The organism is Natronococcus pandeyae (assembly GCF_008122205.1).
In the GTDB taxonomy this organism is placed as follows: Archaea; Halobacteriota; Halobacteria; order Halobacteriales; family Natrialbaceae; genus Natronococcus; species Natronococcus pandeyae.
On sequence record NZ_PHNJ01000002.1, the window covers coordinates 348936 to 371298 of the forward strand.

Below are 22363 nucleotides of genomic sequence, written 5' to 3' on the forward strand. Positions count from 1 at the left end.
CCGATTGCTACCAGTTTAGGAAAAATATTCTTCCGTCGTTCGAAAGCCAAACAGTGTATGGGAAAGAGTATTTATTTACACACCGGGTAACTTTGGGTGCCGGCTTCAGCCGGTGTGACCAATGCCCAAGTGTGACCATTGCGACGCGCACGTGTCCGAACGCTTCGCACGCGTCTTCGCCGACGAGTACGGCGAGATTCACGCCTGCGTCAGCTGTTCGGCGAACGCTGGGATCGCAGAAGCCGCGAAAGAACGCGCCCGCGGCTCCTGACCCGTTCGAGTATCGCCACTGAACACGAACCCGGACCCCGACCCTAGCTACCGAACCCGCGGACGAGACGATTTTTACGGAACGGTGCCGTACTGCCGCCCGATGGCCGACGCCGACCACGTCGTCTACGTCCTCAAGTGCGCCGACGGCTCGCTCTATACGGGCTACACGACCGACCTCGAGCGACGCGTCGCCGAACACGATGCGGGAGACGGTGCGAAGTACACCCGCGGCCGGACGCCGGTGGAGCTTTGCTACCACGAGGGCTACGAGTCGAAGTCCGCGGCGATGTCCCGCGAGTACGAGATCAAACAACTAACGCGGACGCAGAAGGAACGGCTGGTCGGACTCGAGTGAGTTTTCGATCGGTGGGCTCGAGTTACAGGACCAGAACTGGATTCGGGTGGTCGATTCGTCACGTGCGGATACGTACCGAACGCTGGGTTTCCCGTCGAAGACGGATCGTACAAAGCCGCGCTGAATGCGAAGCACGGATCGCGCACGGAACGTCCAAAATTGGCTTCCCGTCACGCGAACGGGAGATGTCCGGTTACTTCGCGAGATCTCGACCGAGTGCGGCCCACGCGAGACCGAACAGGACCATGGGTCCGGCCCACGGGGGAACGATGCCGCCGGTTATCGAAGCGAGGCCGAGGCTTACGGCGAGCCCGACGGGCAGGGCCGCGACGAGGAGTCCCGCTGCGGACCGGGAACCGGATCCGCTTTTCCGCATCGAGTAGCCGTAGATCATCGCCCCGACCAACGCCGCGAGGAAACCGCCGACGAACGCCAGGAACGCCTGTTCCGCGACGAAGAGTGCGGGGAACGCTACCGCGACGACCACCATTCCGACGGCCATAAGGCCGAATCCGATTGATCCGATGCGACCGAACCCGGCGTGTTCGTGGACGTAATAAGCGGGCAGCGCCAGCGCGAGCAGGACGAACGCGACCACTGCAAGCGGGTCGATGATATCGTACACCCACGGTGCCGGATCCGTGAGTGCGATCGCCCCGAGAATCGCCGTCATCGCACCGCCGACCAGCGCGCCGACGCCGCTCGCGCGGATCCAGGGGCGGTCTATCGCTATCTTCCGTTGCTGTTCGTATTGAACCATTTTGATTACCTATCAACTACTCTCCAATCGATTCGACCGAGGCGGTAGTTTCGGGCGTAGATAGGCGCTTGTCACGCATAAACAGAACACCTGATGCGCGTAAAAAAGTAGCAAATATTGTCTGTCGTGGCTCTGTCCTGTGCGAACGATCGATTATCGAGCGCAGGGACGGCGCTGCAGTACGACCGATCGTCACTCGTTCGCCGCCGTCCGCGGCGAACTCACGTCTGGTTCGATGAAGGCGTACTCGACGAGCATCCGTCCGAGCTTTCGGGTTCGCTCCTCGAGTTTCTCGTCGGCGAACGCGCGGCCGTCGATGGCGTCCGGATCCGCGTTGAACTCGCCGGACGCGCCGCGGATCCCGACCTGGTGGGGGAGTACCCAGCCGTGGACGCCGCGGACCGTAATCCGGAGGTGATCGAGCGTCGAGCCGTAGCTGCCGCCGCCCGCGGTCGCGAGCAGGCCGACGGTCGTATCCTCGTACTCGTCCCAGCCGCAGTAGTCGTGGAAGTTCTTCAGCGCGCCGGAGTACGAGCCGTGGTAGACCGGCGTTCCGAGGGCGATAGCGTCGGCCTCGCGGGCGAGTCGCATCACCTCCTCGCCGTCACCCTGGTCGTCGACGTCGGGGTCGTAGACGGGCAGGTCGTACTCTTGTAAGTCGAGCAGGGTCGTCTCCGCGCCGGCCTCGTCGGCGGCGTCGAGGACGTATCGCAGCGCCGTGCGCGTATAGCTCTCGTCGCGGAGGCTTCCGGAAACGGCGAGAACGGAGGGGGTGTCCATGACTGTACTACCGGGCAGGTCGCCAAAACGCCGTTGACTTCATATGCCGGACTCGACCGACTCCCGCCCGGCACTACGCTTCCAGCGTCGCCTTTTTCGCACCGGACGATGAGGGGGCGGGTATGGAGACGATTTCGTTCGGAACCGACGGATGGCGGGCAACACTCGAGGAGTTCACGGAACCCCGAGTTCGGATGGTCGGGCAAGCGGTCGCGACGTATCTTCAGGACGAGGGTCGCGACGGACCGGTCGCGATCGGCTACGACGCGCGCGAGACCTCCCGCGGCTTCGCGGAGGAGCTAACGCGCGTGCTGTGTGCGAACGGATTTGACGTGCTTCTCCCGGAGCGGGATCGGCCGACGCCGCTGTTCGCCCACGCGATCGTCGAACGCGACCTCGCAGGGGCGCTCGTCGTCACCGCCTCGCACAACCCGCCGGAGTACAACGGCGTGAAGTTCATCCCCGAGGACGGTGCGCCGGCCCTGCCGGACGTTATGGACGCGATCGAGGACCGACTCGCCGAACCCGAAGCGCTGCCGGCCGACGAACAGGGCACCGCCGAGGAGGTCGACTTCGTCGAGCCACACGCCGACGCCGCGCTCGAACTGGTCGAGGAAACCACCGGAAGCGCCGATCTCCACGGGCTGACCGTCGCCTACGACGCGATGCACGGGAGCGGCCGCGGGACGACGGACGCCATCCTCGAGCGGGCCGGCGCCGACGTCGACTGTCTGCGCTGTGACCAGGACCCCGACTTCGGCGGCGGTGCGCCCGAACCCGCGCCCAGGAACCTCGAGGAACTGGCCGAGCGAGTCACCGACGACGCGGCCGACGTCGACCTCGGAGTCGCCAACGACGGCGACGCTGACCGCCTCGCCGTCGTGACCCCCGAGCGGGGCTACCTGGACGAGAACCTCTTCTTCGCCGCGCTGTACGACTACCTGCTCGAGAACGACTCCGGACCCGTGGTCCGGACGGTGTCGACGACGTTCCTGATCGACCGGGTCGCCGCCGCCCACGACGAGGACGTCCACGAGGTGCCGGTCGGCTTCAAGTGGGTCGCGAAGGCGATCGCCGACCACGACGCTCTGATCGGCGGCGAGGAGTCCGGCGGCTTCACGATCCGCGGTCACGTCCGCGAGAAAGACGGCGTCTTGCTGTCGGTGCTCGCGGCGGCGATGCACGCCGAGGAGCCGATCGACGACCGCGTGGACCGACTGCTCGACGAACACGGTACCGTCGTCCAGGACAAGATCAGCGTCGCCTGTCCCGACCACGAGAAGGCGCGCGTGATCGACGACCTCGAGGACGAGATCCCCGACGACGTCGCCGGCACGCCGGTCGAGAACGTCAACACCGCGGACGGCTTCAAACTCCAGCTCGAGGACGGCTCCTGGCTCCTGGTTCGCCCCAGCGGGACCGAGCCCAAGCTGCGAGTGTACGCCGAGGCGACCGACGAGGAGCGCGTCGAGGAACTGCTCGAGGCGGGCGAGGAACTGGTCGAACCGCTCGTAGACGGGTAACGAACTCGCCGCTCGTCCCCTCGATCACCCGTTTTCGTGGTTGCGTACTCCGGGCTCACGTTTACCGGCCCGGGAACCGACTTTCAACTATGAGCAAACGGTCCGAGGAAGCGGCGTACACGGAACTCGAGCCCGACGCCTGGCATCAGACCGGGAAGGGCGCCTACTCGATCGACTGTCCGGAGTGTGGCTCCGAAGCGACGCTGATGAACGTCGTCAAGCACGGTCGTTGTAACGGCTACCTGAGCAAACACGAGGAGAACGTCGAACTCGACACGCAGCCGATGGACTGTACGGCCAAACTTTGGTTCGAACTCGGCTACGTCTCCGATCCCGAGGAGGCGATGACCGACGACGCGGTCGGTGAGACGGACTCGGAGTCCGAAGCTGACGAGGACAGTGTCACGGACGAAGACGGCGTGCCGGCGTCGGATCAGCCGCCCGGTTCCGAGGGCACGGTCGACGAGGAGCAGACGTAACGGCCGTTCTCGCGGTTTCTCTCGTCAGCCGATCCGTTTCGCAGGAACGCCTGCGACCGTCGTATCGGGCTCGACGTCGTCGGTGACGACCGACCCCGCACCGACGGCCGCGTCTTCACCGATCGTGATGTCACCGAGCAGCGTCGCGTTCGCGCCGATTCGGACCCCATCTTCGACTGTCGGGTGACGCTTGACCGGTTCGTTCGTATCCCCACCGAGGGTGACGCCGTGATACATGTGGACGTCGTCGCCGACCTCGGCCGTCTCGCCGATAACGACGCCCATCCCGTGGTCGATGGTGACGCGCTCCCCGACCGTCGCGGCGGGATGGATCTCGACGCCGGTCAGCAGGCGGACGAAGTAGGCGAATACGCGGGCGATGAGCTCAAACCCCCGGTTCCAGAGCCGGTGCGCGATCCGGTGTCCCCAGATAGCGTGGACGCCCGGATAGGTCAGCCAGACGACGCGACACCCGGTCGCCGCGGGGTCGCGATCGCACATCGCCCGGACGTCTTCGCGGAATTTGCCGATCATCTGTGCTCGAGGTTGCCAGCGGGTTCGAGGCGGACTGTTCTCGCGTTCGACAGCGCTGGTTCTGAGCGACGACAGCGGGCCACAGCGGGTTCGGAGGGAGTTCCATCGATACGCGCGGTGTGGCCGGGAAGAGACATTGCTGGCACTACTTCGATCGATGGTCTAAAAGGGACCGCTTCGTTGCTGCGCTCGGGACGCCGTGACACGAACCGTCGGTAGCACCGATCGGTCGCCTCCCGAACGGGGCCGAGTTACTTGCCACGCTCGAGGCGCGTTCCGATTCGCGTCGGTAGCCCCGCGGCCGCGACGGCGTTCGTGACCGCCTCGATATCGTACTCGACGCGGTGGGTCTCGACGGTCATCGCGTCGAGGTCGGCGACCGCGTAGGCCGCTCGCGGATCGCCATCGCGGGGCTGGCCTACGCTACCGGGGTTGACGACGATGCCCTCCGCGTATCGCTCGGCGTGCTGGACGTGAGTGTGGCCCAGCACGAGCACGTCCTCGTCCTCGAGCAGTCGCGGGGAGAACCCCTCCGGATACGTGTACCGCGTATACCGCTGCGGGTCGTCCGGATGCCCGTGGACGAGTTTCAGTCGACCGTCGCACGCGAGGCGTTCGTCGGGGAGGTCGGCGAGCCACGCCAGTTGTTCGTCCGACAGCTGTTCGATCGCGTGCTCGACGCCGGCCCGTGCCATGCTGTTGAATCGGAACGCGGTCCCCTCGGCGACTGCGGCGTCGTGGTTCCCGAGGACGGTCGGAATCCCGCGCTTCCGGATCTCGTCGACGCACTCCGCGGGCCAGGGGTTGTAGCCGACGACGTCGCCCGCACAGTAGAGGCCGTCGACGGGCGGCATATCTTCGAGAACGGCCTCGAGGGCGACCCGGTTGCCATGGATGTCCGAGATGAGTCCGACCTGCATGAACGAGACTAACAGGAGCCAGGTCCATGTAGGTTGGCCGGAACCGACGACCAACCACGACGACGAGCCAGAGAGACCAGCGATTTCCGGCACCCAATCCCTTTTGAAGCAAATCTCCGTTTGTGACGTATGCCCACACCAACGGATCGAGTCCGCCGAGCCGAACGCTCGAGCATTCGCGTCATGTTCGACCTCGCGGAACGCCACGACGGCGACCTCGTCCGACTCGAGGTTGGAGAGCCAGATTTCGATACGCCCGAACACGTCGTCGACGCGGCTGCACGCGCCGCCCACGACGGAGCGACGCACTACACCCCGAACGCGGGGCTGCCGGCGTGTCGGCGCGCGATCAGCGACACGCTGGCCGACGATTTCGGCGTCAGACACGACCCGGACGAGATCGTCGTCACGGTCGGCGGGATGGAAGCGCTCCACCTCGCGGTCCTGGCGACGGTGTCGCCCGGCGAGGAACTCGTCGTCCCCGGGCCGACGTGGCCGAACTACGAAACGCAGGCGTTCCTCGCGGACGGCTCGTTCCGCGAGGTGCCGATGCCGGCCGAGTCGGGGTTCGGCCTCGACGCCGACCGCGTTATCGACGCGATGAGCGACGACACCGCGGCGGTCGTGCTCACGACGCCGTCCAATCCGACCGGCCGCGTCTTCGATCCCGACGAGTGTCGCGCGGTCGTCGAGGCCGCCGCCGACCACGACGCGTACGTGATCGCCGACGAGGTGTACCTCGGGCTCACCTACGACGGTAGAGCGGAGGGGATCGCAGCCTACACCGGCCATCCCGACCACGTGCTCACTGTCGGCTCCTGTTCGAAGACGTACGCGATGACCGGCTGGCGACTGGGGTGGCTCGCGGGCGACGGCCACCTGATCGACGAGGTCGTCAAGATCCACGAGTCGACGACCGCCTGCGCCTCGAGCGTGGCCCAGCACGCCGCGATCGCCGCGCTCACGGGACCCCAGGAGCCGTTCGAGGAGATGTACCGGGAGTTCCGCCGCCGTCGAGACCTCGTCGTCGACCGCGTCGCCGAGATCGACGGTCTCTCCTGTCCCCGACCAGAGGGTGCGTTCTACGCGTTTCTCGACCCGGGAATCGACGACGACAGCCTCTCGATCGCGAAATACCTGCTCGAGGAACACGGCGTCGTGCTCGCTCCGGGAGACGGCTTCGGCGACGCGGCGCCGGGACGGCTGCGACTCTCGTTCGCGAACTCCCGCGACCGGCTCGAGGAGGGGTTCGATCGGCTCGAGGCCGGGCTAGAAACGTACCAGTAGCAAATCAAGTACAGGTCACATATCGTCGCTGGGATCGTCACGCTACAGTCGGGATTCGATCGGTCGAGCATCGGAGAGGTAGTTTTCGTAGACCGATTGTGCCCACCCGCGGACTGGCGGTGCGTCGGTATCGATCACTGCCTGAACTGTTCCGCTCTCCTGCTCGTAACAACTAATGGTGACGCGTTCGTCGAGAAGCCCAGTTCCGTATGGCGGTAATTCGTCGTGCTCGAGCACCGTGAAATTGTCCTGTTGTAATAGTTCAGAACTGCGCTCCGGGTACGTCGACAGAAAGTATGTGTGGCAGTTTGGTCGGTCGATCAGCGTCACGTCGACGCCGTCGTGGACCTGTCGGTAGAGAACGTCGAAACAGGGTTCCATCAACGCAACCTCGGGTCGGAGATATCGTACCGTGGTCGTCTTCTGGAGAAGCGACTCGAATCGGGTCACCGGACGGTACGGGGCATTGGAGTCGGCGACAGTTACGTTCAGTTCCGCCCACGTCTCGATGGGAAACTCACTGACTGCATCGGGGAGCCAGTGCCAGACGTTACGTAACTTTCGCTCGGTTTCGACCCGGTCGATTAGACCGTCCATCTCGGATGCGATCGCCTCTCCGAGTCGGGTTGCCACGTACTCGTACCCGTCTTTGCGGATCCAGCGCCGGTCTTCGAATTCGGTCAGCGTCCGTCGTATCGTCGACGAGGAGACGCCGGTCAACTCGCAGAGTTCAGAGCGACTCCGGGGACGTTCTGTCAGCGCGACGAGTGCCGGGATGCGGTGTTCTGACCGTGTGAGATACGCGATGTCACCGATCGGCGAGTCTGTGTACCAGTGTACTGTGCTATCTGTCACCATGGTATAGGTACGCAAACTCGCACAAAAACTATTGGGGCCTCTCAATCGCTGATAAAAAGGAAATTGAACCGGTTTCCTCCCTCGATACTGGGACAGGAGGTTCACCAACGAGAACCCTCTATTACGATTCAACGCTCTGAATAGGGGTTCGTGTGACCGAGACGAACTGCGCACCGCAACGGGAGCGTCCTCCCCGACTATGGGCCGAATCCTCACCGACTTCCAGGTCGCCACTGGATCGAACGAGATGGAAGACGTACCAGCTGACCGGGCTGGGTGAGTTCGTGGCCGATCAGTTCGAGGACTTCACGGAGGCGATGACGTATCGGCGGCGGCTCCGCGAGATCTGGCCATGGTTGCCACGCGAGTTCAACGGCTTCAGCGTTGAGCTGTTCACTGATATGGTGATCTCCAGCCAGGGCCCGGCTATCCCTACAAACCGATCGAACGGCTCACGAAGCCCATCACAACGACGGAAACGATGCGCGGGTTCGGCATGGCACTGCTCAAATCGGGGAATTTAGAGCCGTTCTTCGACCACGTCCTGGATGGCAGGGAGTGTGAATACATCTACCCGTCCGCCGTTTTCGAGGACCTCCTCTCGTGGGACGAAGAAACGGTCGTGGAGACGGCGACGCGCGCCAACTACACCGTCTTACTGCACGACGACCTTCCGCTCGACGACCGATGTGGGATCTGCCTGTTCGATGATCGGGTCAGCATCTGCTGTTACGACACGGAGACGGGGGCGTTGCAGTCACTCGTTGACACCGGGAGCGACGAGATGCGCGCGTGGGCGGAGTCGTACTACGAACAGTTCCGGGATGAGATCCGACCGCTCGATGACGAAACTGACCTCCTCTCGGTCGAATCGGTCCACTAATCGAGGCTCTCCGACTCGAATTCCCTCGCCGACGATGCTTTCAGGGCGTGAAATATTTCACTAGGCATTTATACTTCTGTTCGCGGCGTACCCGAACTCGTGGTGAGAGTTCATGAGTAATCACGCACGTCGATCGGCCGGCTGGCAGGTCGAACAGAGTGCTTCCGAGGCCTACGAACAGTATCTCGTGCCACCGATTTTCGCACCATGGGCAGACCGGCTGATCGAGACTGGCGAGATACACGAGGGAGATCGAGTCCTGGACGTCGCCTGTGGGACTGGCATCGTGTCACGTCGTGTCGCATCCCGGGTTGGTACCAGCGGATCCATCGTAGGGCTCGACAGCAACGAAGAGATGCTTGCAGTGGCAGCGGAAGCCGCTGTCGACACCCAGCCGTCGATCGAGTGGCGACAGGGTGACGCGACCGACCTTCCGTTCTCCGACGAGGGGTTCGACGTCGTCTGCTGTCAACAGGCCCTCCAGTTCTTCGACGAACCTGGCGCTGCAGTCGGGGAGATGCGTCGGGTTCTCGAACCGGATGGACGTGTGACGCTGAGCGTTTGGCGATCGCTCGACTACCAGCCTGCATACGTCGTGTTAGCCGACGCCTTGGAGCGACACATCGGAGACGAAGCCGGAGAAATGATGCGCTCTCCGTTCCCTCCATGGGACGGGGAGGGCCTCCGAACACTCGTCCACGATGCGGGGTTCGATGACGTCTCAGTCACCATCGAGATCGGCTCTGTGCGCTATCCGTCGGTTGCGGAGTTCGTCCGCCGCGAGGCGGCTAGCTCGCCGCTCGCCAACTCGATCGCAGCCGTCGAGCAAGAGGTCCGGGACGAACTGATCCGAGAGGTCGAGGATGCATTACACGCGTACATTGACGACGAAGGAATCGTCTCGCCGATGGAATCGTACGTCGTCACCGCAGAGAGGGAGCGGTAGCGGCCGATGCGCTCTTTTGAGATGTGTGCCTGACAGTGAAGACAGCACGAGGCATGTACTCGGTATTCAGCGCGATTCTACGAACATCAGCGATACCACAACCTACTGGTACTGAACGCCGAGCGCTACTGCATCAGTTCGCCGCCGTTCACGTTCAGCGTCTCGCCCGTGACGAAGGTCGCGTCGCGGAGATAGGCGACCGCGTCGGCGATGTCTTCGGGCTGTCCGTACCGGTCGACTGGAATCCGCGCCAGTTCCTCGCGTTTCTCCTCGGGCGTCCGATCGCTCGTCATGTCCGTCTCGACGTGGCCCGGCGCGACCGCGTTTACCCGGATTTCGGGCGCGAAATCCTCCGCGTGACTCCTGGTAAGCGAGAGCAGCGCTCCTTTCGAGGAGGCGTAGTGACACTCGATCGCTGCGCCGGTATGGGCGAGAATCGAGGAAATGTTCGTCACCGAGGGGTCGTCCTCAGATTCCTGGAGGTGAGAGAGCGCGGCCTTCGTGACGTTGAACGCGGAGTTGACGTTGACGTCCATGATCCGATCGAAGTCGGCCGGCTCGAGATGTTCCGTGTACACGTGCTGGTCGATTCCGGCGTTGTTGACGACGTGATCTAGACCGCCGAACGTCTCTCCGGCGGCGTCGACCAGTCGAGCGGCCTCGTCGGGGTCCGAGACGTCCGCGCCGACGACGATCGCCGCCTGTCCCTGGTCGCGGATCTCGTCGGCGACTCGTCTCGCGGCGTCCTCGCTCGAGTGGTAGTTGACGGCGACGTCGTAACCGTCGGCGGCGAACCGACGGGCGATCGCGCTTCCGATTCCTCTGGACGATCCGGTGACGAGTGCAGCGGGCATATCGGTACGAGACGCGGGGAGCGGCTTTGCAGTTCCGGCCGCTCGCCTCCGCCGTTCAGTCGCCGTTCTCGATCGCCGTCTCGAAGCCGTCGTCGGTCCGCGCGACGCCGGCCGCACAGACCGCGTGCTCGAACTCGAGGTCGTAGACCTCGCTCGCCGCGTCCTCAGCGGTGTCGGCCTCGAGGTCGATCGGCTCCGGCGCGTTCGTCTCGTACGTAGCGACGAGCGTCGGCTCGTCGACGGTCTCGACGAGGAGGGCGTCCTTCCGGACGGTGCCGATCAGCGCCTCGCCGTCGCCCCCGATCGTCGCCGCGATGCGGGGCGTGTCGTAGTCGTCCTTTTCGTAGTCCAGCGCGAGCAGGCTCTCCGCGAGGGCGTCTCGGGCGGGGTAGCCGAGCTCGAGTTTCTCCGCGATCGGATCGACGTGCGAGCCGTTGCCGAAGGCGGCGGTCTCGCCCGTCGGCGTCTCGACGACGCGCAGGCAGTTGTAGGAGACGTACGGGTTGTCGGTCTCGGGGGCGTCCGCGGTGGGACCGACGGTGAGCGCTTCGTCTCGAGCGGTGATTTCGCGGTTCGGGAACGAGCGTGAGGAGACGCGGTAGGCGCCGACCTCGGGGCCGACGACGACGAATCGTCCGACGTACATACACGTGGGTGCACAGCCGCGGGAAAAATGCGTGTCGGTTTGTGCACGATCGTCGACGACTCGCCGCTGTGCAGGTTTATATCGGATGGCGCGACTAACGTCGGCATGACGACGGAAGCGGCGTGTCTCGAGGCCCTGCGACGGGCGGCCGAGCAGCTCGGGGAATCGCCGACGAAGGCGCAGTACGAGGAGCTCGGATTGACGCCTGCATCGGCGACGATAATCCGAACGTGTGGCGGCTGGAACGATGCGAAAGAAAAAGCAGGGCTGGACACCGCTCCGTCTACTGGCTCCCGCGTTCTGCCGAGACCTGACGGTGTCGAACTCCCTCCTGACTGCGACTGGGACGACCTCTCTGTCGACCAGCGATGGCACTACCGAAACGCCGAACGGAATACGGATCGAACGTTACGCCGCCGCGCTCGCCTCCGTTCCTGGCTCGACGAACAAAAACGCGACCGGGGCTGTTTACGATGTGGCGTCGACACCGCCGCGTGTCTGGACTTCCACCACGTCAACGAAACGACGAAAGAGATGGCGGTCGGACGAATGGTTACCTTCGGCTACGGGACAGAGGCGCTCCGCGCCGAGATCGCGAAGTGTATCGTACTGTGCGCCAACTGCCACCGGATCGTCCACCACGAACCGCCGGAACGGGAACTGCGAAAATGGGCTCACGATCGAAAACGCAGGCACGGGTGCGATCGGTGTCGAGAGTCGAACCCCGCCTGTCTGGATTTCCACCACGAAGCCGAGACCAAGGAGGCGACCGTCGCACGATTGATCTCCGACGATCGAACGAAAGAACGGATCCGCACCGAAATCGAACGGTGCCGCGTTCTCTGTGCGAACTGTCATCGAAAGGCACATGCAGACGTGCTGACGCGCTAATCACAGCCAGAAGACTGTGATCTGACCACGCTCCGTACCCACCCCGAGCCGCGACCGAGTTCGTAACACTCTAATACGGACGCCATCTACAGACTGGTACGCCGTTGGTGACCGAAGCCAACGGGAGCATGTCAGTCCATTGGGGTAGCGGCCAATCCTGAAGCCTTCTGGGGGCTTCGACCCTGGTTCGAATCCAGGATGGACTACTTCTCGTTTCACTTCGTTTCGAGACCTCTCCTAGCGCTGTCTCTCGATCTCCAGTCGAAACGAAGGGGTATCCAGTCGACCGAGCCGACGTTCCCCGACCAGAATCCATATTGAGCTACCGTCTCTAAAGAGTTCCAATGAGACGACGACAGTTTCTCGCTGTGGGGGCGACGACGGGCGCCACGATCGTCGCGGGCTGTTCCGGTGACGACAACTCCGCGGACGGCTACGGACCGGAACCGGAGTCCGAACCCGAGGAGCGATCGATCGACACCGACGCCTACGACACGTTCTCGATCGACGGCGTCGACGTCCCGCTCGCTCCGCTCGAGGACGTCGTCTACTGGTACCAGCGCCAGGAGGCTCGCATGGTCGACGCCCGCGGTGCCGACCAGTACGACGACCTCCGAATCACGGGCGCCGTCTTCAGCAGGGCTCCCGACGGCGTCTCGGACGATCCGGTCGACGACTGGTCCGCGGACGATCGCATCGTCACCTACTGCGTCTGTCCGCACGCCCTCGCCGGACAGCGGGCGGCGTCGCTGATCGACGCCGGCTACGAGAACGTCTACGCGCTCGACGAGGGCCTCGAGGCGTGGGTCAACCAGGGCTATCCAGTCGACGGCGAACAGGCGACACAGAGCCTCACCGCGTACCAGGTCCAGGGCCGTTCGGACCCCGCTTACGCCGGGGAATCCGTTCGGATTCGAACCCTCGAGACGGACCAGAGCGAACTGAGCCTCGTCGGCGACGACGGCAGTTACGAACTGACGCTTCACTTCACCGGCCTCGACGAGGAGTCGCTGCTCGAGGTCGACGCTCCGGACTACACCCGCGAACTGACGCTCGAGGAAGCGACGAGCGACGTTATTGCTGCCTGACGCCACGATTCCGAATCAGGGCCGTTCGTACGCACCCTCGCGCTCGAGCTCGCCCCGTCTCTGCAGGATCGCTGGCGTCCGGCAGATCCCCGGCGCGCCGGTCACCTGCGGTACCGTACAGTTGTTACAGCTCTCACAGAGGACGCGCGCGGTTTCGTTCCTCTCCCGGCTCTCACGCTCCGTCTCGAGCAGCCGTGCGCCGAGTCGCGGCTCGGCGTAGAACGGACGCGCCATGCCGACCATGTCGCAGGCCGTCGGTTCGTCGTCGCGCTTGCTGTCCTTTCCCAGAAGTCGATCCATCTCCTCGCGTTCGCGAATCCCGCCTTCGGCGAGGACGGGGATCGACACCTGCTCGCGAACACGGCGGCAGAAATCCTCGTTCCAGGCCGGCTCGAAGTCGTACTGGAGCGCCTGCACGCGATTCGCCGCGGACACGAGCCGTTTCCGCAGCGCCCCGCCGAAGGCCGCGTCGTACTCCTCCTGTAAGGCCTCGTTCTCCCAGGCCCGGTCGGGGTACTCCCCCCTGGTGATGCTCATGTCCCAGACGACCGATGTCCGGACGGGAACGACCGCGTCGTAGCCGATCCGCTCGAGCCGTCGGGCGATCTCGACGCCGTCCTCGAGCGACAGCTTCTGCCGGACGACCGGCGCGGGCGGGGCGGGCGTCTCGGCCGGGACCTTCGTGATCAGCGGCACGTCGCCGGCCCGGTCGCGGATCTCGTCGTGGACGACCGCGAGAAATCGGAGTCGAGCCTCGGGCGACCCCCCGAACTGGTCGTCGCGCCGGTTGTAGAACGGCGAGAGGAACTGCTGGACGATTCCCATGTTCGCGCCCGCGAGGTGAATTCCATCGTAGCCCGCGTCGGCGGCGTGGCCCGCCGCGCGACCGAAATCCGCGGCCAGCTCGTACACCTCCTCGGTCGTGAGGACGTGCGGATCGTACGAGAGAAACCCCGCGCGGTCGAGTGCCCGCAGCTGCCAGGGCGGCTCCGAGACCGCGAGTTGCTCGAGGTCCGGATGCTCGCGGCGGTACTCGGCGTGCCAGGTCTCCATGCTCCGCAGTCCGCCGTGCTCGAGTTGCAGGAAAATTCGGCCGCCGTGGTCGTGGATGCGGTCGGTCAGCTTCGACAGCCGGGAGACGAAGTCGGGATCGTGGACGCGCGTCATCCCCGGCGCCGCGCAGCCGCCGTCACCGCGAACGATCGTCGCCCCCTGGCAGACGAGGCCGACGCCCGACGCGGCGGCCGGTTCGAGGTCCTCGATTAGCGTCTCGACGGCGTCCGGACCGTTGCCGGCGCACTCGAGCAGCGGCGCGCGGTAGAGCCGGTTCGGAATCTCGACGCCGCCGATCTCGAGCGGCTCCTCGAGGGTCGCCATGCCTGAAACGTATCACGTCGCCGCACAAGAGGGTAGCGCCGCCTCCGCAACCGATGACACCGGCTGACACACCGCCCCCGGTTTCAAGTATACCGGAGCCGATCGGAGGGTATGCCGGGTGTGACCTTTCTTCGAGGCGACCTCGTGGAACTGCGACCGATCGAGTGCGACGACGCCGCGTTCCTGGCTGGCCTCGTCAACGATCCGCGGATCCGTCGCTACCTCGGGACCGCCGACCCGCTGAACCGAACCCAGAAGCGCGAGCGGATCGAGTCGCTCGACGACGCCGAGGAACTGCAGTTCGTGATCGCCGTCGACGGGGAGCCCGTGGGATCGATCGGGCTGTACGAGCCTAACGAAACCTGGGGGACGACCGAACTCGGCTACATGATCGATCCGGATCACTGGGGAGAGGGGTACGCAACGGACGCGGTCTCGCAGGCGTGTCGCTACGCGTTCGCCGAACGACGATTCGAGAAGGTGTCGGCCAGCGTGTACGAGACCAACCCCGCCTCGCGTCGCGTCCTCGAGAAGGCGGGGTTCACCGAGGAGGGGCGGCTCCGCGACGAGGCGTTCGTCGAGGGTGACCGCGTCGACCTCCATCGGTACGGACTGCTGGCCGAGGAGTGGTTCGAGGGGTAAGTGACCGTGCTCAGGGCGGGGTGATTACCGCCCGCCCCTCGATCTCGCGGTGCTCGAGCCGTTCGGCGACGGTGTTGATCTCGTCGAGATCGTAGACCTCGGTACGCAGTTCGACGTCGCCGCGGTCGACAAGCGCGACGAGCTCCTGGAGTTCGGCGTACTTGCCGACGAGCGTCCCCTTGAAGGAGAACTCGCCGTTGACCAGTGCCTGGCAGGGTTCGTGGATGTGGCCGCCGTAGCCGATCACGTGGTGGTCGCCGCCCGCGGCGACCATCTCCGGTGCGGTCGCGGTCGTCTCGTCGGCGCCGACGAAGTCGAGCACCTGCTGGGCCCCCTCGTCGTCGGTCAGGTCCATGATGGCGCTCGGGAGGTCCTCGTCGGTCGAGTTGATCGTGTGGCGGGCGCCGAGCTCTTCGGCTAGCTCGAGCGCTTCGTCCTTGATGTCCGCGGCGACGACGTCCGCGGCGCTCATCGCGTCGAGACACTGCAGGCCGATGTGGCCGAGCCCGCCAACGCCGATGACGACGCAGGTGTCGCCGGGATTGAGCTCGTGGACGGCCTTCTTCGCGGCGTGGTAGGCCGTGATCCCCGCGTCGGCGTGGGGAGCGATCTCCGTCGGATCGACCCCGTCGGGGAGCGGGATGACCGCGCGCTCGTTGGTCTGGAGGTACTCGGCGAAGCCGCCGTCGGTCGTCAGTCCGTTGAACGCGCTGTTCTCGCAGTACATGTCCTCGCCGAGCCGGCAGGGGCGGCAGATACCGCAGGTCTGGACCGGATGGCAAATTACCGGATCGCCCTCCTCGACCAGCGTCACCTCGTCGCCGACCTCGGCGACGATACCGGCGTTCTCGTGGCCCAGCGTCATCGGCAGGTCCTGCGGGGCGTACTCCTCCCACATCCCCTCGATGATGTGGTTGTCCGTCTGGCACCAGCCGGCGCCTTCGACTTCTACCAGAACCTGATCCGAGCGTTCGAGATCCGGCCGATCGACGTCGTCGATCTCGAGAGCCTCACTCATCTCGTCGGTGTACTCGTGGAGTCTGGCTGCTTGCATGGTAACACACCACAGTTCACCGCACTCATAGAAAACGTTCGCCCAAAGTATATACGGAGCCGACTGTCCACATGTTGCGTACTCGGCTCTTATCTGAGAGTGTGGAACTCGACTATATTCGTTCGAGTAATTCTGTTCCTCCTTAAAAAGAGATAATGTCCATTGTTACCAATTATCGTGACGCAATGTACGAGCAAGACGGCGAATCAATCTTCGTCATCGATGCGCACGTCCACCTGTGGGACGCGACCGAGGAGAACATCAAACACCAGGGCGGGGAGGAGTTCATCCAGTGTTTCTACGACTACCACACGACGTTCACACCGGAGGATCTCGAGTGGGAAATGGACGAATACCGGAAGTACGGTGCCGATCGAATGGTCGAGGACCTGTTCGGGAACGCCGCCGCGGACATGGCGATCTTCCAGCCGACCTACCTCACCGACTTCTACGAGGACGGGTTCAACACGACCCACCAGAACGCCGAACTCGCGACCGAGTATCCGGAGCGGTTCGTTCTCAACGGCTCGTTCGATCCTCGAGACGGCGAGGCGGGAATGGAACACCTCGAGGAACTGCACGACACCTACGACATCCAGGGCGTCAAACTCTACACCGCCGAGTGGCGCGGCGAGTCCAAAGGGTGGCGCCTCGACGACGAGGAGGCCTTCGAGTTCTTAGAGAAGTGTGAGGAACTCGGCATCGAGAACATCCACCCGCACAAGGGGCCGACGATCCGGCCGCTGAACCGCGACGCCTTCGACGTCAAGGACGTCGACGACGCCGCGTCGTCGTTCCCCGACCTCAACTTCGTCGTCGAACACGTCGGACTCCCGCGACTGGACGACTTCTGCTGGATCGCCGGCCAGGAACCCAACGTCTACGGCGGACTCGCGGTCGCCGCGCCGTTCGCCCAGAACCGGCCCGGAAAGTTCTCGGAGATCCTGTCGGAACTGCTCTGGTGGCTCGGCGAGGATCGGGTCCTGTTCGGCTCGGACTACGCGATCTGGAACCCCGACTGGCTCGTCGAGGAGGTGATGGAGGCCGAACTCACCGAGGAACACCGCGCGGAGTACGGCGTCGAGTGGGACCTCGAGACGAAAAAGAAGGTGATGGGCGAGAACGCGGCCGAACTGTACGACATCGACATCGAGGCCAAGAAAGCGCAGTTCCGCGAGGACGAGATCAGCCAGCAGTTCGGCCTCGAGGACCACTACGCGGGCGAGGAACCCGCCGCGGCGGACGACTGATGACCGACCGCGAATCCGACGGCCCCGCCCCTCCCGTCACCCGCGAGGCCGTCCGCGACAGACTGGATTGCGTCACCGATCCGGAGCTGGATCGCTCGATCGTCGAACTCGAGTACGTCGACGCGATCGAGATCGACGGCGACCGCGTCACGATTCACGTCACCCTGCCGACGGCGTGGTGTTCGCCGGCGTTCGCCTGGATGATGGCGGCCGACGCCCGCGAGGAAGTCGAATCGCTCCCCGGCGTAGAGCGGGGCCGAATCTACCTCCACGAACACATGCACGAGGCCGAGATCAACCGCGGCGTGAACGCGGGGCTGTCGTTCGAGGATGCGTTCCCCGACGCCGACGGGGGGATCGACCCGGTTCGGGCGGAACTCGACCGCAAAGCCAGGATCGCTCGCCAGTACGACGCCGTCGAAGTACTGCAGGAGGCGGGGCTCGATCCCGAAACGATCGTCTCGCTTCGCTTGCGCGATTTCGAACGCGCCGACCGGGACGACCGCGTCACGATCTACCTCGCGGACCGCGCCGTCGGCGTCACCGTCCCTGCGGAACCGATCGACGACTACCTCGAGAAGGCCCGCGAAACGGGTATCACCGACGCGCCGACGGACGTGCTGTTCCGAACGCCCGAGGGCGAGCCGATCGACCCCGAGGAGTTCGAACTGGTTCACCGGCGAGGGCGACTGACCCAGGTCAACATGTCCGGTCAGGGTGGGATCTGTGACGGGCTGCGAGAAGCCAGAGAGAACCGTCTCGAGCGCACGCCGTCCGACTGACGGCGTGCTGTTGACCCGGACGACGAAGCGACGCTACTTCTCGACCTCGAGCAGCGCCACCCGCTCGCGGACGAGCGCGCCGAGGCTTGCGTCGGTCGCCTCCCGTTCGGCGTCGGTGATACCGAAGAACGATTGCAAGGTCTCCTCGTCCGGCTCCTCGAGCGTCGACTCGGCGCCGACGAACGCGTCGAGTTCTCGAACGTCCTCGAGCGCCGTCGTCTCGTCACCCTCACTGCCGTCGGCCAGCACCACCGCGTGATTCTCGCCGTCGCCGACACCCATCTCGAGCGCGCGATCGATCTGGCGGCGGCCGGCGGCGTACAACAGGATCTCGACGGCCCGGTCTCGGGCGACGTTCTCCCCGCAGTCGATCGCCCGGTCGGCCAGTTCCACGGCGCGCTCGAGATGGCGAGAGCCGGCGACGTAGCGCGCGTCGAACGCCTGTATCGTCGTCCCGTGGCGCTCGCCGATCTCGCCGAGGTCGGCGACGAACGCGTCGAGGTCGTCGATCCGGAGACGGCACTCGAGTAGCTCCATTAGAAGTCACCCAGGCTGGACTGGCTCTCGTCGGATTCGGTCGCCGCCGTTGGGTCTCCGTTCGTGTCCTCGCCGTTCGAGCCCGCCGTCTTTGCGGCTGCCGACTCGGCCGGCTCGACGCCGTCCATCGACGGATCCTCCCGACCGACGTTCTCGAGGATGTTTTCGGCCGTCTTCTCCCCCTTGAGCGCGCCGAGGACGACGCTCTTGTCGGCGTTGCGGAGGTCCGCAGGCTCCTCGATGCCGACCCCGTGCAGCTGCCGGGCGCGCTTGCGACCCACGCCGCGGACCGAGACGAGCTCGAGTAACTCCTCACTCACGCCGTGCTCGACGCGGGCGCGGGCCTCCCGGACGGCGACGGTCCACTCGCTGTCGATCTCACTCGCGAGCGACTCGGCCGCCCCCAGCAGCCACTCGGCGGTGTCGACCTTCCCCCGCAGGTCGCCGGGACCGATCTTGTATCGTTCCGTAATCGCTTCCTCGTCGTCCTCCTCGACCCAGTCCTCGAGTAACTTGCCGGTCTTCAGCGCCGCGAGCCAGTCCTCGAAGCGCTCCTCCTCGAACTCGCTCGGCGCGTCGCCCAGCAGTTCGGCCTCGCGCTCGTAGTAGAGTTCGCCGAATTTCTCGTCCTCGCCGGAGCGCAGGTAGAGTTCGTACATGTCCGGCGTCCGAGAGACGAGCTGGTAGAGGCCGAGCGCGGTCGGCCGCTCGTCGGCGTCCTCGAGTCCGTGGACGATCTCGGCGGCGCTCATGGGATCCAGGTAGAGCCGCGAGACGGTGTGACCGAGGCTGGTGGCCTCGAGGTCTTCGCTTCGCCCGCCGCTAGCGAGATCGGCGGCCGAGGTGAACGCGCCGGCGTCGTCGGCGTCGCCGCTCCTGTCGCGCTCGACGAAATCGTTCCGTTCGAGATAGTCGAGGACGTTATCCGTCACGCTCTCGAGCCGCCTCGCTTCGGTCGACTGACTCGCGTACAGCGTCGCCTCGAGGAACTCGAGCAGCCCCTCCCGCGTGCGGGCGAAGCCGGAGGCGATGGTGGCGAGCACGTGGGTCCGCAGGGCGGGTTCGGCCGCGAGTTTCGACCGGACGGCCTCGGGATCAGCCCAGATGTAGCGGTCGAACAGCTCCTGACTTTCGTCGTGGCTTTTGGCGAGCAGGACCGCCTCGCCGTAAGGGTCGAGCCCCGGTCGGCCGGCGCGGCCCATCATCTGGTGGACCTCGAGGACGTCGAGGGGCGCCATCCCGCCGGCGCTCGGATCGAAGCGGCGCCAGTCGCGGACGATGACGCGCCGGGCAGGGGTGTTCACCCCGGCCGCGAGCGTCGGCGTCGCCGAGATCACCTTCAGCAGGCGCTCGCGGAAGGCGTCCTCGACGATCGAGCGCTGGGTGCTGGAGAGCCCCGCGTGGTGAAACGCCGACCCTCGTTCGACGCAGTCGGCGAGATCCCGGCTCGTCTCCGTGTCGCTGTCCTCTCGGATCTCGTCGGCCAGTTCGACCAGTTCCGCGCGCTCGTCGTCGGTCAGTTCGCGGCTCGTCACCTGACCCAGCCTGCGCGCGGCGGCTTCGGCGTTCCGCCGGGAGTTGACGAACACGAGCGAGGAACCACCCTCCTGGACGATGTCGCGGACGAGCGCGGCCTCCTGCTTCTCGCTGCCCTCGACGGGCACCTCGCGGGTCGAGCCGTCGTCGAAGTTCAGCGCGTTTCCGTAGTGGACCCCCATCTGCAGGTCGATCGGGCGCCAGTCCGTGTCCACGAGTTCGGCGTCGAGCCAGTCGGCGATTTCGTCGGCGTTGCCGACCGTCGCCGAGAGCGCGACGGTCTGAAGCTGGGGGTTCAGTTTGCGGAGTTTGGCGAGGGTCACCTCGAGCGTCGGGCCGCGGTTCCGGTCGTCGATGAGGTGGACCTCGTCGCTGACGACGCAGGTGAGTTCGGAGAGCCAGTCGGCACCGTTGCGCACGAGCGAGTCGACCTTCTCGCTGGTGGCGACGACGATGTCTTTCGTGGCGAGCCACTCGCTGGTGCTCTCGTAGTTGCCGGTCGTCACGCCGACGTCGACACCGAACTCCTCGTAGGCCTCGAATTCGGCCTTCTTTTCGCTCGCGAGCGCCCGCAGCGGGACGATGTAGAGTGCCGTTCCGCCGCGTTCGATCGCCGACAGCATCGAGAGCGCGGCGATCATCGTCTTCCCGCTGGCGGTCGGGACGGCGGCGACGAGGTTCTCGCCCTCGGTCGCACCGGCCTCGACGGCCGCCGCCTGGGGCGGGTAGAGCTCCTCGATCCCCTCGCTCCGGAAGTGTTCGAGTGCGCCGGGCGGGAGCCCCGATAGCTCCTCGATATTCATTACCCGCTGTTGGCGCGTGCCCCGGTTTAAACTGTCGTCTCCGTCGCTCCGCGGACTCGCTCGAGACGGTTCCCGTTGGCTCGGGGGGGACTGCATAAAAGACGTCTATGGATCCGCTGATCCTCCCGACTACCGAGCGTTCTCACGCGTTCTGGGGGTCGTAGGTACGCTCGAGGTAGTCGACTAGCTCGTCGACGAACTCGGGATCGTACGTCCAGAAGCCGTAGTACTGTCCGGCGCGTCGCTCCTCCGCGACCAGCGCACACTTCTGGAGATCGCTCCCTGCGCCGTCGAAGACGACGAACCAGAATGCCCCGATCTCGTCCGAATCGGGAACGACCGTCAGGTCGGTCGCTGACCGGCCCCACGTATCGTCGACGAACGCGATCGCTGTCAGCATCTCGTGGGATGCGAGGCGATCGTACACCTCGAGTTGATCGACGAGCGCTGCTTCTCTCTCGAAGCCCGCGTACAACGTTCCCTCCCCGATGCGCCACGCTCGCTCCTCGATCTCTCTGGAGGCAGCCAGCATCTGCCGCCGATCGTAGGACGCAAACAGCGTATTCTCGAGAAAATCGAACAGCTCTCGTGTGTCGACGTCGGTCGATTCGACCGCCCACGGCAGGTGGGTCTCGGGCGAGAGGATCGCGTCGAACTGATCGAGACCCAGCGTCCCCCGGAACCCGTTGTCGGGGTCGCGAATCGCCACGAACCCGTCGTCGAACGCTTCGGCCTGTCGATGATCGACCGTCACGTTTCGGGTCGTAAACTGCCGCTCGAGTTCGGCTGCGACGGCGGGCTCGGCGGTGTACACCTCGAGCCGTTTCCGCTCGCGTTCGACGCTCTCGAGTGCATCTCGCAGGCTGTCGATCGTCATTCTTCGACTCCAAGGACGGTAAAGAGGACTGGCGGTACGTCGACGTCGCTAACCGCTTTCTCGTCGGGGTCGAACGTGAGCAACTCGTGGTCGTCGAGTCGCGGCAGCACCGAGTGGTAGAGGTGGACGTACGCGCGCTCGTAGTCCGACTCGGTTCCGAACCGGCTCTCGTCGACGGCGGTTTTGCCGACGATCACCGTCGCGAGTTCCCCGAGCGTTGCGTTCGGGTGGTCGTACAGATAGGCTACCGTAATGCGAACGTTTCGATCGGAGAGGAGTTCGAGCAGCTCGTCGATGGATCGCTCGGTGTCGTTCGTAGAAAGGAGAGAGAGATTCTCGAGATAGTTATCCATTGGAGCTACCACCCGGTACAGTGGCCCTTCGTATAAGTCGTGTTCCGAATCCGAACGACTGTATCTAACACTGAC

24 protein-coding genes, 1 tRNA gene and 1 pseudogene are annotated in these 22363 nt (G+C 64.9%); 13 read left to right on the forward strand and 13 right to left on the reverse strand.

Going from position 1 to position 22363, the window contains the following annotated elements:
• Positions 1-121 precede the first annotated feature (121 nt).
• Both CV102_RS27370 and CV102_RS05280 read left to right on the forward strand, forming a co-directional pair.
• Positions 122-271, forward strand: a complete 150-nt coding sequence (locus CV102_RS27370; protein WP_252488735.1) for a DUF7563 family protein — start codon at positions 122-124, stop codon at positions 269-271.
• Positions 272-373: 102 nt separating this feature from the next.
• Positions 374-628, forward strand: coding sequence for a GIY-YIG nuclease family protein (locus tag CV102_RS05280; protein WP_148856845.1), 255 nt, complete (start codon positions 374-376; stop codon positions 626-628).
• A gap of 193 nt (positions 629-821) precedes the next feature.
• Here the strand turns inward: CV102_RS05280 and CV102_RS05285 are convergent, their stop codons facing one another.
• Both CV102_RS05285 and CV102_RS05290 read right to left on the reverse strand, forming a co-directional pair.
• A complete protein-coding gene (locus CV102_RS05285) occupies positions 822-1388 on the reverse strand; it encodes a hypothetical protein (RefSeq protein WP_148856846.1) in 567 nt (188 codons plus the stop codon).
• 192 nt (positions 1389-1580) lie between these two features.
• Positions 1581-2168: an NADPH-dependent FMN reductase gene (locus CV102_RS05290; RefSeq protein ID WP_148856847.1), complete on the reverse strand. Its 588-nt coding sequence runs from the start codon at positions 2166-2168 to the stop codon at positions 1581-1583.
• A 122-nt stretch (positions 2169-2290) separates the two neighbouring features.
• Between CV102_RS05290 and CV102_RS05295 the strand changes: the two genes are divergently transcribed.
• Both CV102_RS05295 and CV102_RS05300 read left to right on the forward strand, forming a co-directional pair.
• Entirely contained in the window at positions 2291-3691 is a 1401-nt protein-coding gene (locus CV102_RS05295; RefSeq protein WP_148856848.1) for a phosphoglucomutase/phosphomannomutase family protein, read from the forward strand.
• 89 nt (positions 3692-3780) lie between these two features.
• Positions 3781-4170, forward strand: coding sequence for a hypothetical protein (locus CV102_RS05300; RefSeq protein WP_148856849.1), 390 nt, complete (start codon positions 3781-3783; stop codon positions 4168-4170).
• 24 nt (positions 4171-4194) lie between these two features.
• On the opposite strand, the gene cysE is transcribed toward CV102_RS05300, so the two are convergent.
• Together cysE and CV102_RS05310 are read right to left on the reverse strand one after the other, a co-directional pair.
• Positions 4195-4704: a serine O-acetyltransferase gene (gene cysE / locus CV102_RS05305; protein WP_148856850.1), complete on the reverse strand. Its 510-nt coding sequence runs from the start codon at positions 4702-4704 to the stop codon at positions 4195-4197.
• A 251-nt stretch (positions 4705-4955) separates the two neighbouring features.
• Complete coding sequence (locus tag CV102_RS05310) at positions 4956-5624, reverse strand: metallophosphoesterase family protein (protein WP_148856851.1); 669 nt, start codon at positions 5622-5624, stop codon at positions 4956-4958.
• Between the two features lie 129 nt (positions 5625-5753).
• On the opposite strand from CV102_RS05310, the gene CV102_RS05315 reads away from it, so the two are divergent.
• Entirely contained in the window at positions 5754-6911 is a 1158-nt protein-coding gene (locus CV102_RS05315; protein ID WP_148856852.1) for a pyridoxal phosphate-dependent aminotransferase, read from the forward strand.
• Between the two features lie 42 nt (positions 6912-6953).
• Here the strand turns inward: CV102_RS05315 and CV102_RS05320 are convergent, their stop codons facing one another.
• A complete protein-coding gene (locus tag CV102_RS05320) occupies positions 6954-7769 on the reverse strand; it encodes a helix-turn-helix transcriptional regulator (RefSeq protein WP_187432862.1) in 816 nt (271 codons plus the stop codon).
• A 130-nt stretch (positions 7770-7899) separates the two neighbouring features.
• Between CV102_RS05320 and CV102_RS27200 the strand changes: the two are divergent.
• Positions 7900-8652, forward strand: a pseudogene (locus CV102_RS27200) (helix-turn-helix transcriptional regulator); the annotation flags it as partial.
• Between the two features lie 112 nt (positions 8653-8764).
• Positions 8765-9598 carry a class I SAM-dependent methyltransferase gene (locus CV102_RS05330; protein ID WP_148856853.1) on the forward strand — a complete coding sequence of 278 codons (834 nt, stop codon included), beginning with the start codon at positions 8765-8767 and terminating at the stop codon, positions 9596-9598.
• Between the two features lie 125 nt (positions 9599-9723).
• Here the strand turns inward: CV102_RS05330 and CV102_RS05335 are convergent, their stop codons facing one another.
• Complete coding sequence (locus CV102_RS05335; RefSeq protein ID WP_148856854.1) at positions 9724-10452, reverse strand: SDR family NAD(P)-dependent oxidoreductase; 729 nt, start codon at positions 10450-10452, stop codon at positions 9724-9726.
• A gap of 55 nt (positions 10453-10507) precedes the next feature.
• Positions 10508-11098, reverse strand: coding sequence for an IMP cyclohydrolase (locus CV102_RS05340; RefSeq protein ID WP_148856855.1), 591 nt, complete (start codon positions 11096-11098; stop codon positions 10508-10510).
• Between the two features lie 105 nt (positions 11099-11203).
• Here CV102_RS05340 and CV102_RS05345 point away from each other — a divergent pair, with 105 nt between their 5' ends.
• The 3 genes from CV102_RS05345 to CV102_RS05355 all read left to right on the forward strand — a co-directional run bounded on the left by CV102_RS05345 (position 11204) and on the right by CV102_RS05355 (position 13077).
• On the forward strand, positions 11204-11989 hold the full coding sequence (locus tag CV102_RS05345) for a homing endonuclease associated repeat-containing protein (protein ID WP_148856856.1): 786 nt from the start codon (positions 11204-11206) through the stop codon (positions 11987-11989).
• 133 nt (positions 11990-12122) lie between these two features.
• Positions 12123-12195 (forward strand) — tRNA-Gln (locus CV102_RS05350).
• A gap of 138 nt (positions 12196-12333) precedes the next feature.
• The gene (locus CV102_RS05355; protein WP_148856857.1) at positions 12334-13077 is read left to right on the forward strand and encodes a rhodanese-like domain-containing protein; all 744 of its coding nucleotides are present in this window, start codon (positions 12334-12336) and stop codon (positions 13075-13077) included.
• A gap of 15 nt (positions 13078-13092) precedes the next feature.
• Here the strand turns inward: CV102_RS05355 and CV102_RS05360 are convergent, their stop codons facing one another.
• Positions 13093-14454, reverse strand: coding sequence for an oxidoreductase (locus CV102_RS05360; protein WP_148856858.1), 1362 nt, complete (start codon positions 14452-14454; stop codon positions 13093-13095).
• A gap of 111 nt (positions 14455-14565) precedes the next feature.
• Here CV102_RS05360 and CV102_RS05365 point away from each other — a divergent pair, with 111 nt between their 5' ends.
• Entirely contained in the window at positions 14566-15096 is a 531-nt protein-coding gene (locus CV102_RS05365; protein WP_148856859.1) for a GNAT family N-acetyltransferase, read from the forward strand.
• Positions 15097-15106: 10 nt separating this feature from the next.
• Here the strand turns inward: CV102_RS05365 and CV102_RS05370 are convergent, their stop codons facing one another.
• Positions 15107-16150, reverse strand: a complete 1044-nt coding sequence (locus tag CV102_RS05370) for an NAD(P)-dependent alcohol dehydrogenase (protein WP_148856860.1) — start codon at positions 16148-16150, stop codon at positions 15107-15109.
• Between the two features lie 185 nt (positions 16151-16335).
• Between CV102_RS05370 and CV102_RS05375 the strand changes: the two genes are divergently transcribed.
• Positions 16336-17400 (forward strand): amidohydrolase family protein, encoded by a 1065-nt coding sequence (locus tag CV102_RS05375; protein WP_148856861.1) that lies wholly within the window; start codon positions 16336-16338, stop codon positions 17398-17400.
• Positions 17400-18182, forward strand: a complete 783-nt coding sequence (locus tag CV102_RS05380; RefSeq protein ID WP_148856862.1) for an iron-sulfur cluster assembly protein — start codon at positions 17400-17402, stop codon at positions 18180-18182. The genes CV102_RS05375 and CV102_RS05380 overlap by 1 nt, the downstream gene beginning before the upstream one ends.
• A gap of 33 nt (positions 18183-18215) precedes the next feature.
• On the opposite strand, the gene cgi121 is transcribed toward CV102_RS05380, so the two are convergent.
• From cgi121 to CV102_RS05400, 4 genes are all read right to left on the reverse strand, one after another.
• Entirely contained in the window at positions 18216-18719 is a 504-nt protein-coding gene (gene cgi121 / locus CV102_RS05385) for a KEOPS complex subunit Cgi121 (protein WP_148856863.1), read from the reverse strand.
• Positions 18719-21058 carry an ATP-dependent DNA helicase gene (locus CV102_RS05390; RefSeq protein ID WP_148856864.1) on the reverse strand — a complete coding sequence of 780 codons (2340 nt, stop codon included), beginning with the start codon at positions 21056-21058 and terminating at the stop codon, positions 18719-18721. Before CV102_RS05390 ends, cgi121 begins: the two co-directional genes overlap by 1 nt.
• A gap of 142 nt (positions 21059-21200) precedes the next feature.
• Positions 21201-21935, reverse strand: coding sequence for a DICT sensory domain-containing protein (locus CV102_RS05395; RefSeq protein WP_148856865.1), 735 nt, complete (start codon positions 21933-21935; stop codon positions 21201-21203).
• Complete coding sequence (locus tag CV102_RS05400; RefSeq protein WP_148856866.1) at positions 21932-22288, reverse strand: DUF7344 domain-containing protein; 357 nt, start codon at positions 22286-22288, stop codon at positions 21932-21934. Before CV102_RS05400 ends, CV102_RS05395 begins: the two co-directional genes overlap by 4 nt.
• Between the last annotated feature and the right edge of the window lie 75 nt (positions 22289-22363).

What these genes read in the sequence shown, in the direction of transcription:
- CV102_RS27370 (WP_252488735.1), top strand. Translation starts at nt 122, where the DNA reads ATGCCCAAGTGTGACCATTGCGACGCGCACGTGTCCGAACGCTTCGCA.
- CV102_RS05280 (WP_148856845.1), top strand. Translation starts at nt 374, where the DNA reads ATGGCCGACGCCGACCACGTCGTCTACGTCCTCAAGTGCGCCGACGGC.
- CV102_RS05285 (WP_148856846.1), bottom strand. Translation starts at nt 1,388, where the DNA reads ATGGTTCAATACGAACAGCAACGGAAGATAGCGATAGACCGCCCCTGG.
- CV102_RS05290 (WP_148856847.1), bottom strand. Translation starts at nt 2,168, where the DNA reads ATGGACACCCCCTCCGTTCTCGCCGTTTCCGGAAGCCTCCGCGACGAG.
- CV102_RS05295 (WP_148856848.1), top strand. Translation starts at nt 2,291, where the DNA reads ATGGAGACGATTTCGTTCGGAACCGACGGATGGCGGGCAACACTCGAG.
- CV102_RS05300 (WP_148856849.1), top strand. Translation starts at nt 3,781, where the DNA reads ATGAGCAAACGGTCCGAGGAAGCGGCGTACACGGAACTCGAGCCCGAC.
- cysE (WP_148856850.1), bottom strand. Translation starts at nt 4,704, where the DNA reads ATGATCGGCAAATTCCGCGAAGACGTCCGGGCGATGTGCGATCGCGAC.
- CV102_RS05310 (WP_148856851.1), bottom strand. Translation starts at nt 5,624, where the DNA reads ATGCAGGTCGGACTCATCTCGGACATCCATGGCAACCGGGTCGCCCTC.
- CV102_RS05315 (WP_148856852.1), top strand. Translation starts at nt 5,754, where the DNA reads ATGCCCACACCAACGGATCGAGTCCGCCGAGCCGAACGCTCGAGCATT.
- CV102_RS05320 (WP_187432862.1), bottom strand. Translation starts at nt 7,769, where the DNA reads ATGGTGACAGATAGCACAGTACACTGGTACACAGACTCGCCGATCGGT.
- CV102_RS05330 (WP_148856853.1), top strand. Translation starts at nt 8,765, where the DNA reads ATGAGTAATCACGCACGTCGATCGGCCGGCTGGCAGGTCGAACAGAGT.
- CV102_RS05335 (WP_148856854.1), bottom strand. Translation starts at nt 10,452, where the DNA reads ATGCCCGCTGCACTCGTCACCGGATCGTCCAGAGGAATCGGAAGCGCG.
- CV102_RS05340 (WP_148856855.1), bottom strand. Translation starts at nt 11,098, where the DNA reads ATGTACGTCGGACGATTCGTCGTCGTCGGCCCCGAGGTCGGCGCCTAC.
- CV102_RS05345 (WP_148856856.1), top strand. Translation starts at nt 11,204, where the DNA reads ATGACGACGGAAGCGGCGTGTCTCGAGGCCCTGCGACGGGCGGCCGAG.
- CV102_RS05355 (WP_148856857.1), top strand. Translation starts at nt 12,334, where the DNA reads ATGAGACGACGACAGTTTCTCGCTGTGGGGGCGACGACGGGCGCCACG.
- CV102_RS05360 (WP_148856858.1), bottom strand. Translation starts at nt 14,454, where the DNA reads ATGGCGACCCTCGAGGAGCCGCTCGAGATCGGCGGCGTCGAGATTCCG.
- CV102_RS05365 (WP_148856859.1), top strand. Translation starts at nt 14,566, where the DNA reads ATGCCGGGTGTGACCTTTCTTCGAGGCGACCTCGTGGAACTGCGACCG.
- CV102_RS05370 (WP_148856860.1), bottom strand. Translation starts at nt 16,150, where the DNA reads ATGCAAGCAGCCAGACTCCACGAGTACACCGACGAGATGAGTGAGGCT.
- CV102_RS05375 (WP_148856861.1), top strand. Translation starts at nt 16,336, where the DNA reads ATGTACGAGCAAGACGGCGAATCAATCTTCGTCATCGATGCGCACGTC.
- CV102_RS05380 (WP_148856862.1), top strand. Translation starts at nt 17,400, where the DNA reads ATGACCGACCGCGAATCCGACGGCCCCGCCCCTCCCGTCACCCGCGAG.
- cgi121 (WP_148856863.1), bottom strand. Translation starts at nt 18,719, where the DNA reads ATGGAGCTACTCGAGTGCCGTCTCCGGATCGACGACCTCGACGCGTTC.
- CV102_RS05390 (WP_148856864.1), bottom strand. Translation starts at nt 21,058, where the DNA reads ATGAATATCGAGGAGCTATCGGGGCTCCCGCCCGGCGCACTCGAACAC.
- CV102_RS05395 (WP_148856865.1), bottom strand. Translation starts at nt 21,935, where the DNA reads ATGACGATCGACAGCCTGCGAGATGCACTCGAGAGCGTCGAACGCGAG.
- CV102_RS05400 (WP_148856866.1), bottom strand. Translation starts at nt 22,288, where the DNA reads ATGGATAACTATCTCGAGAATCTCTCTCTCCTTTCTACGAACGACACC.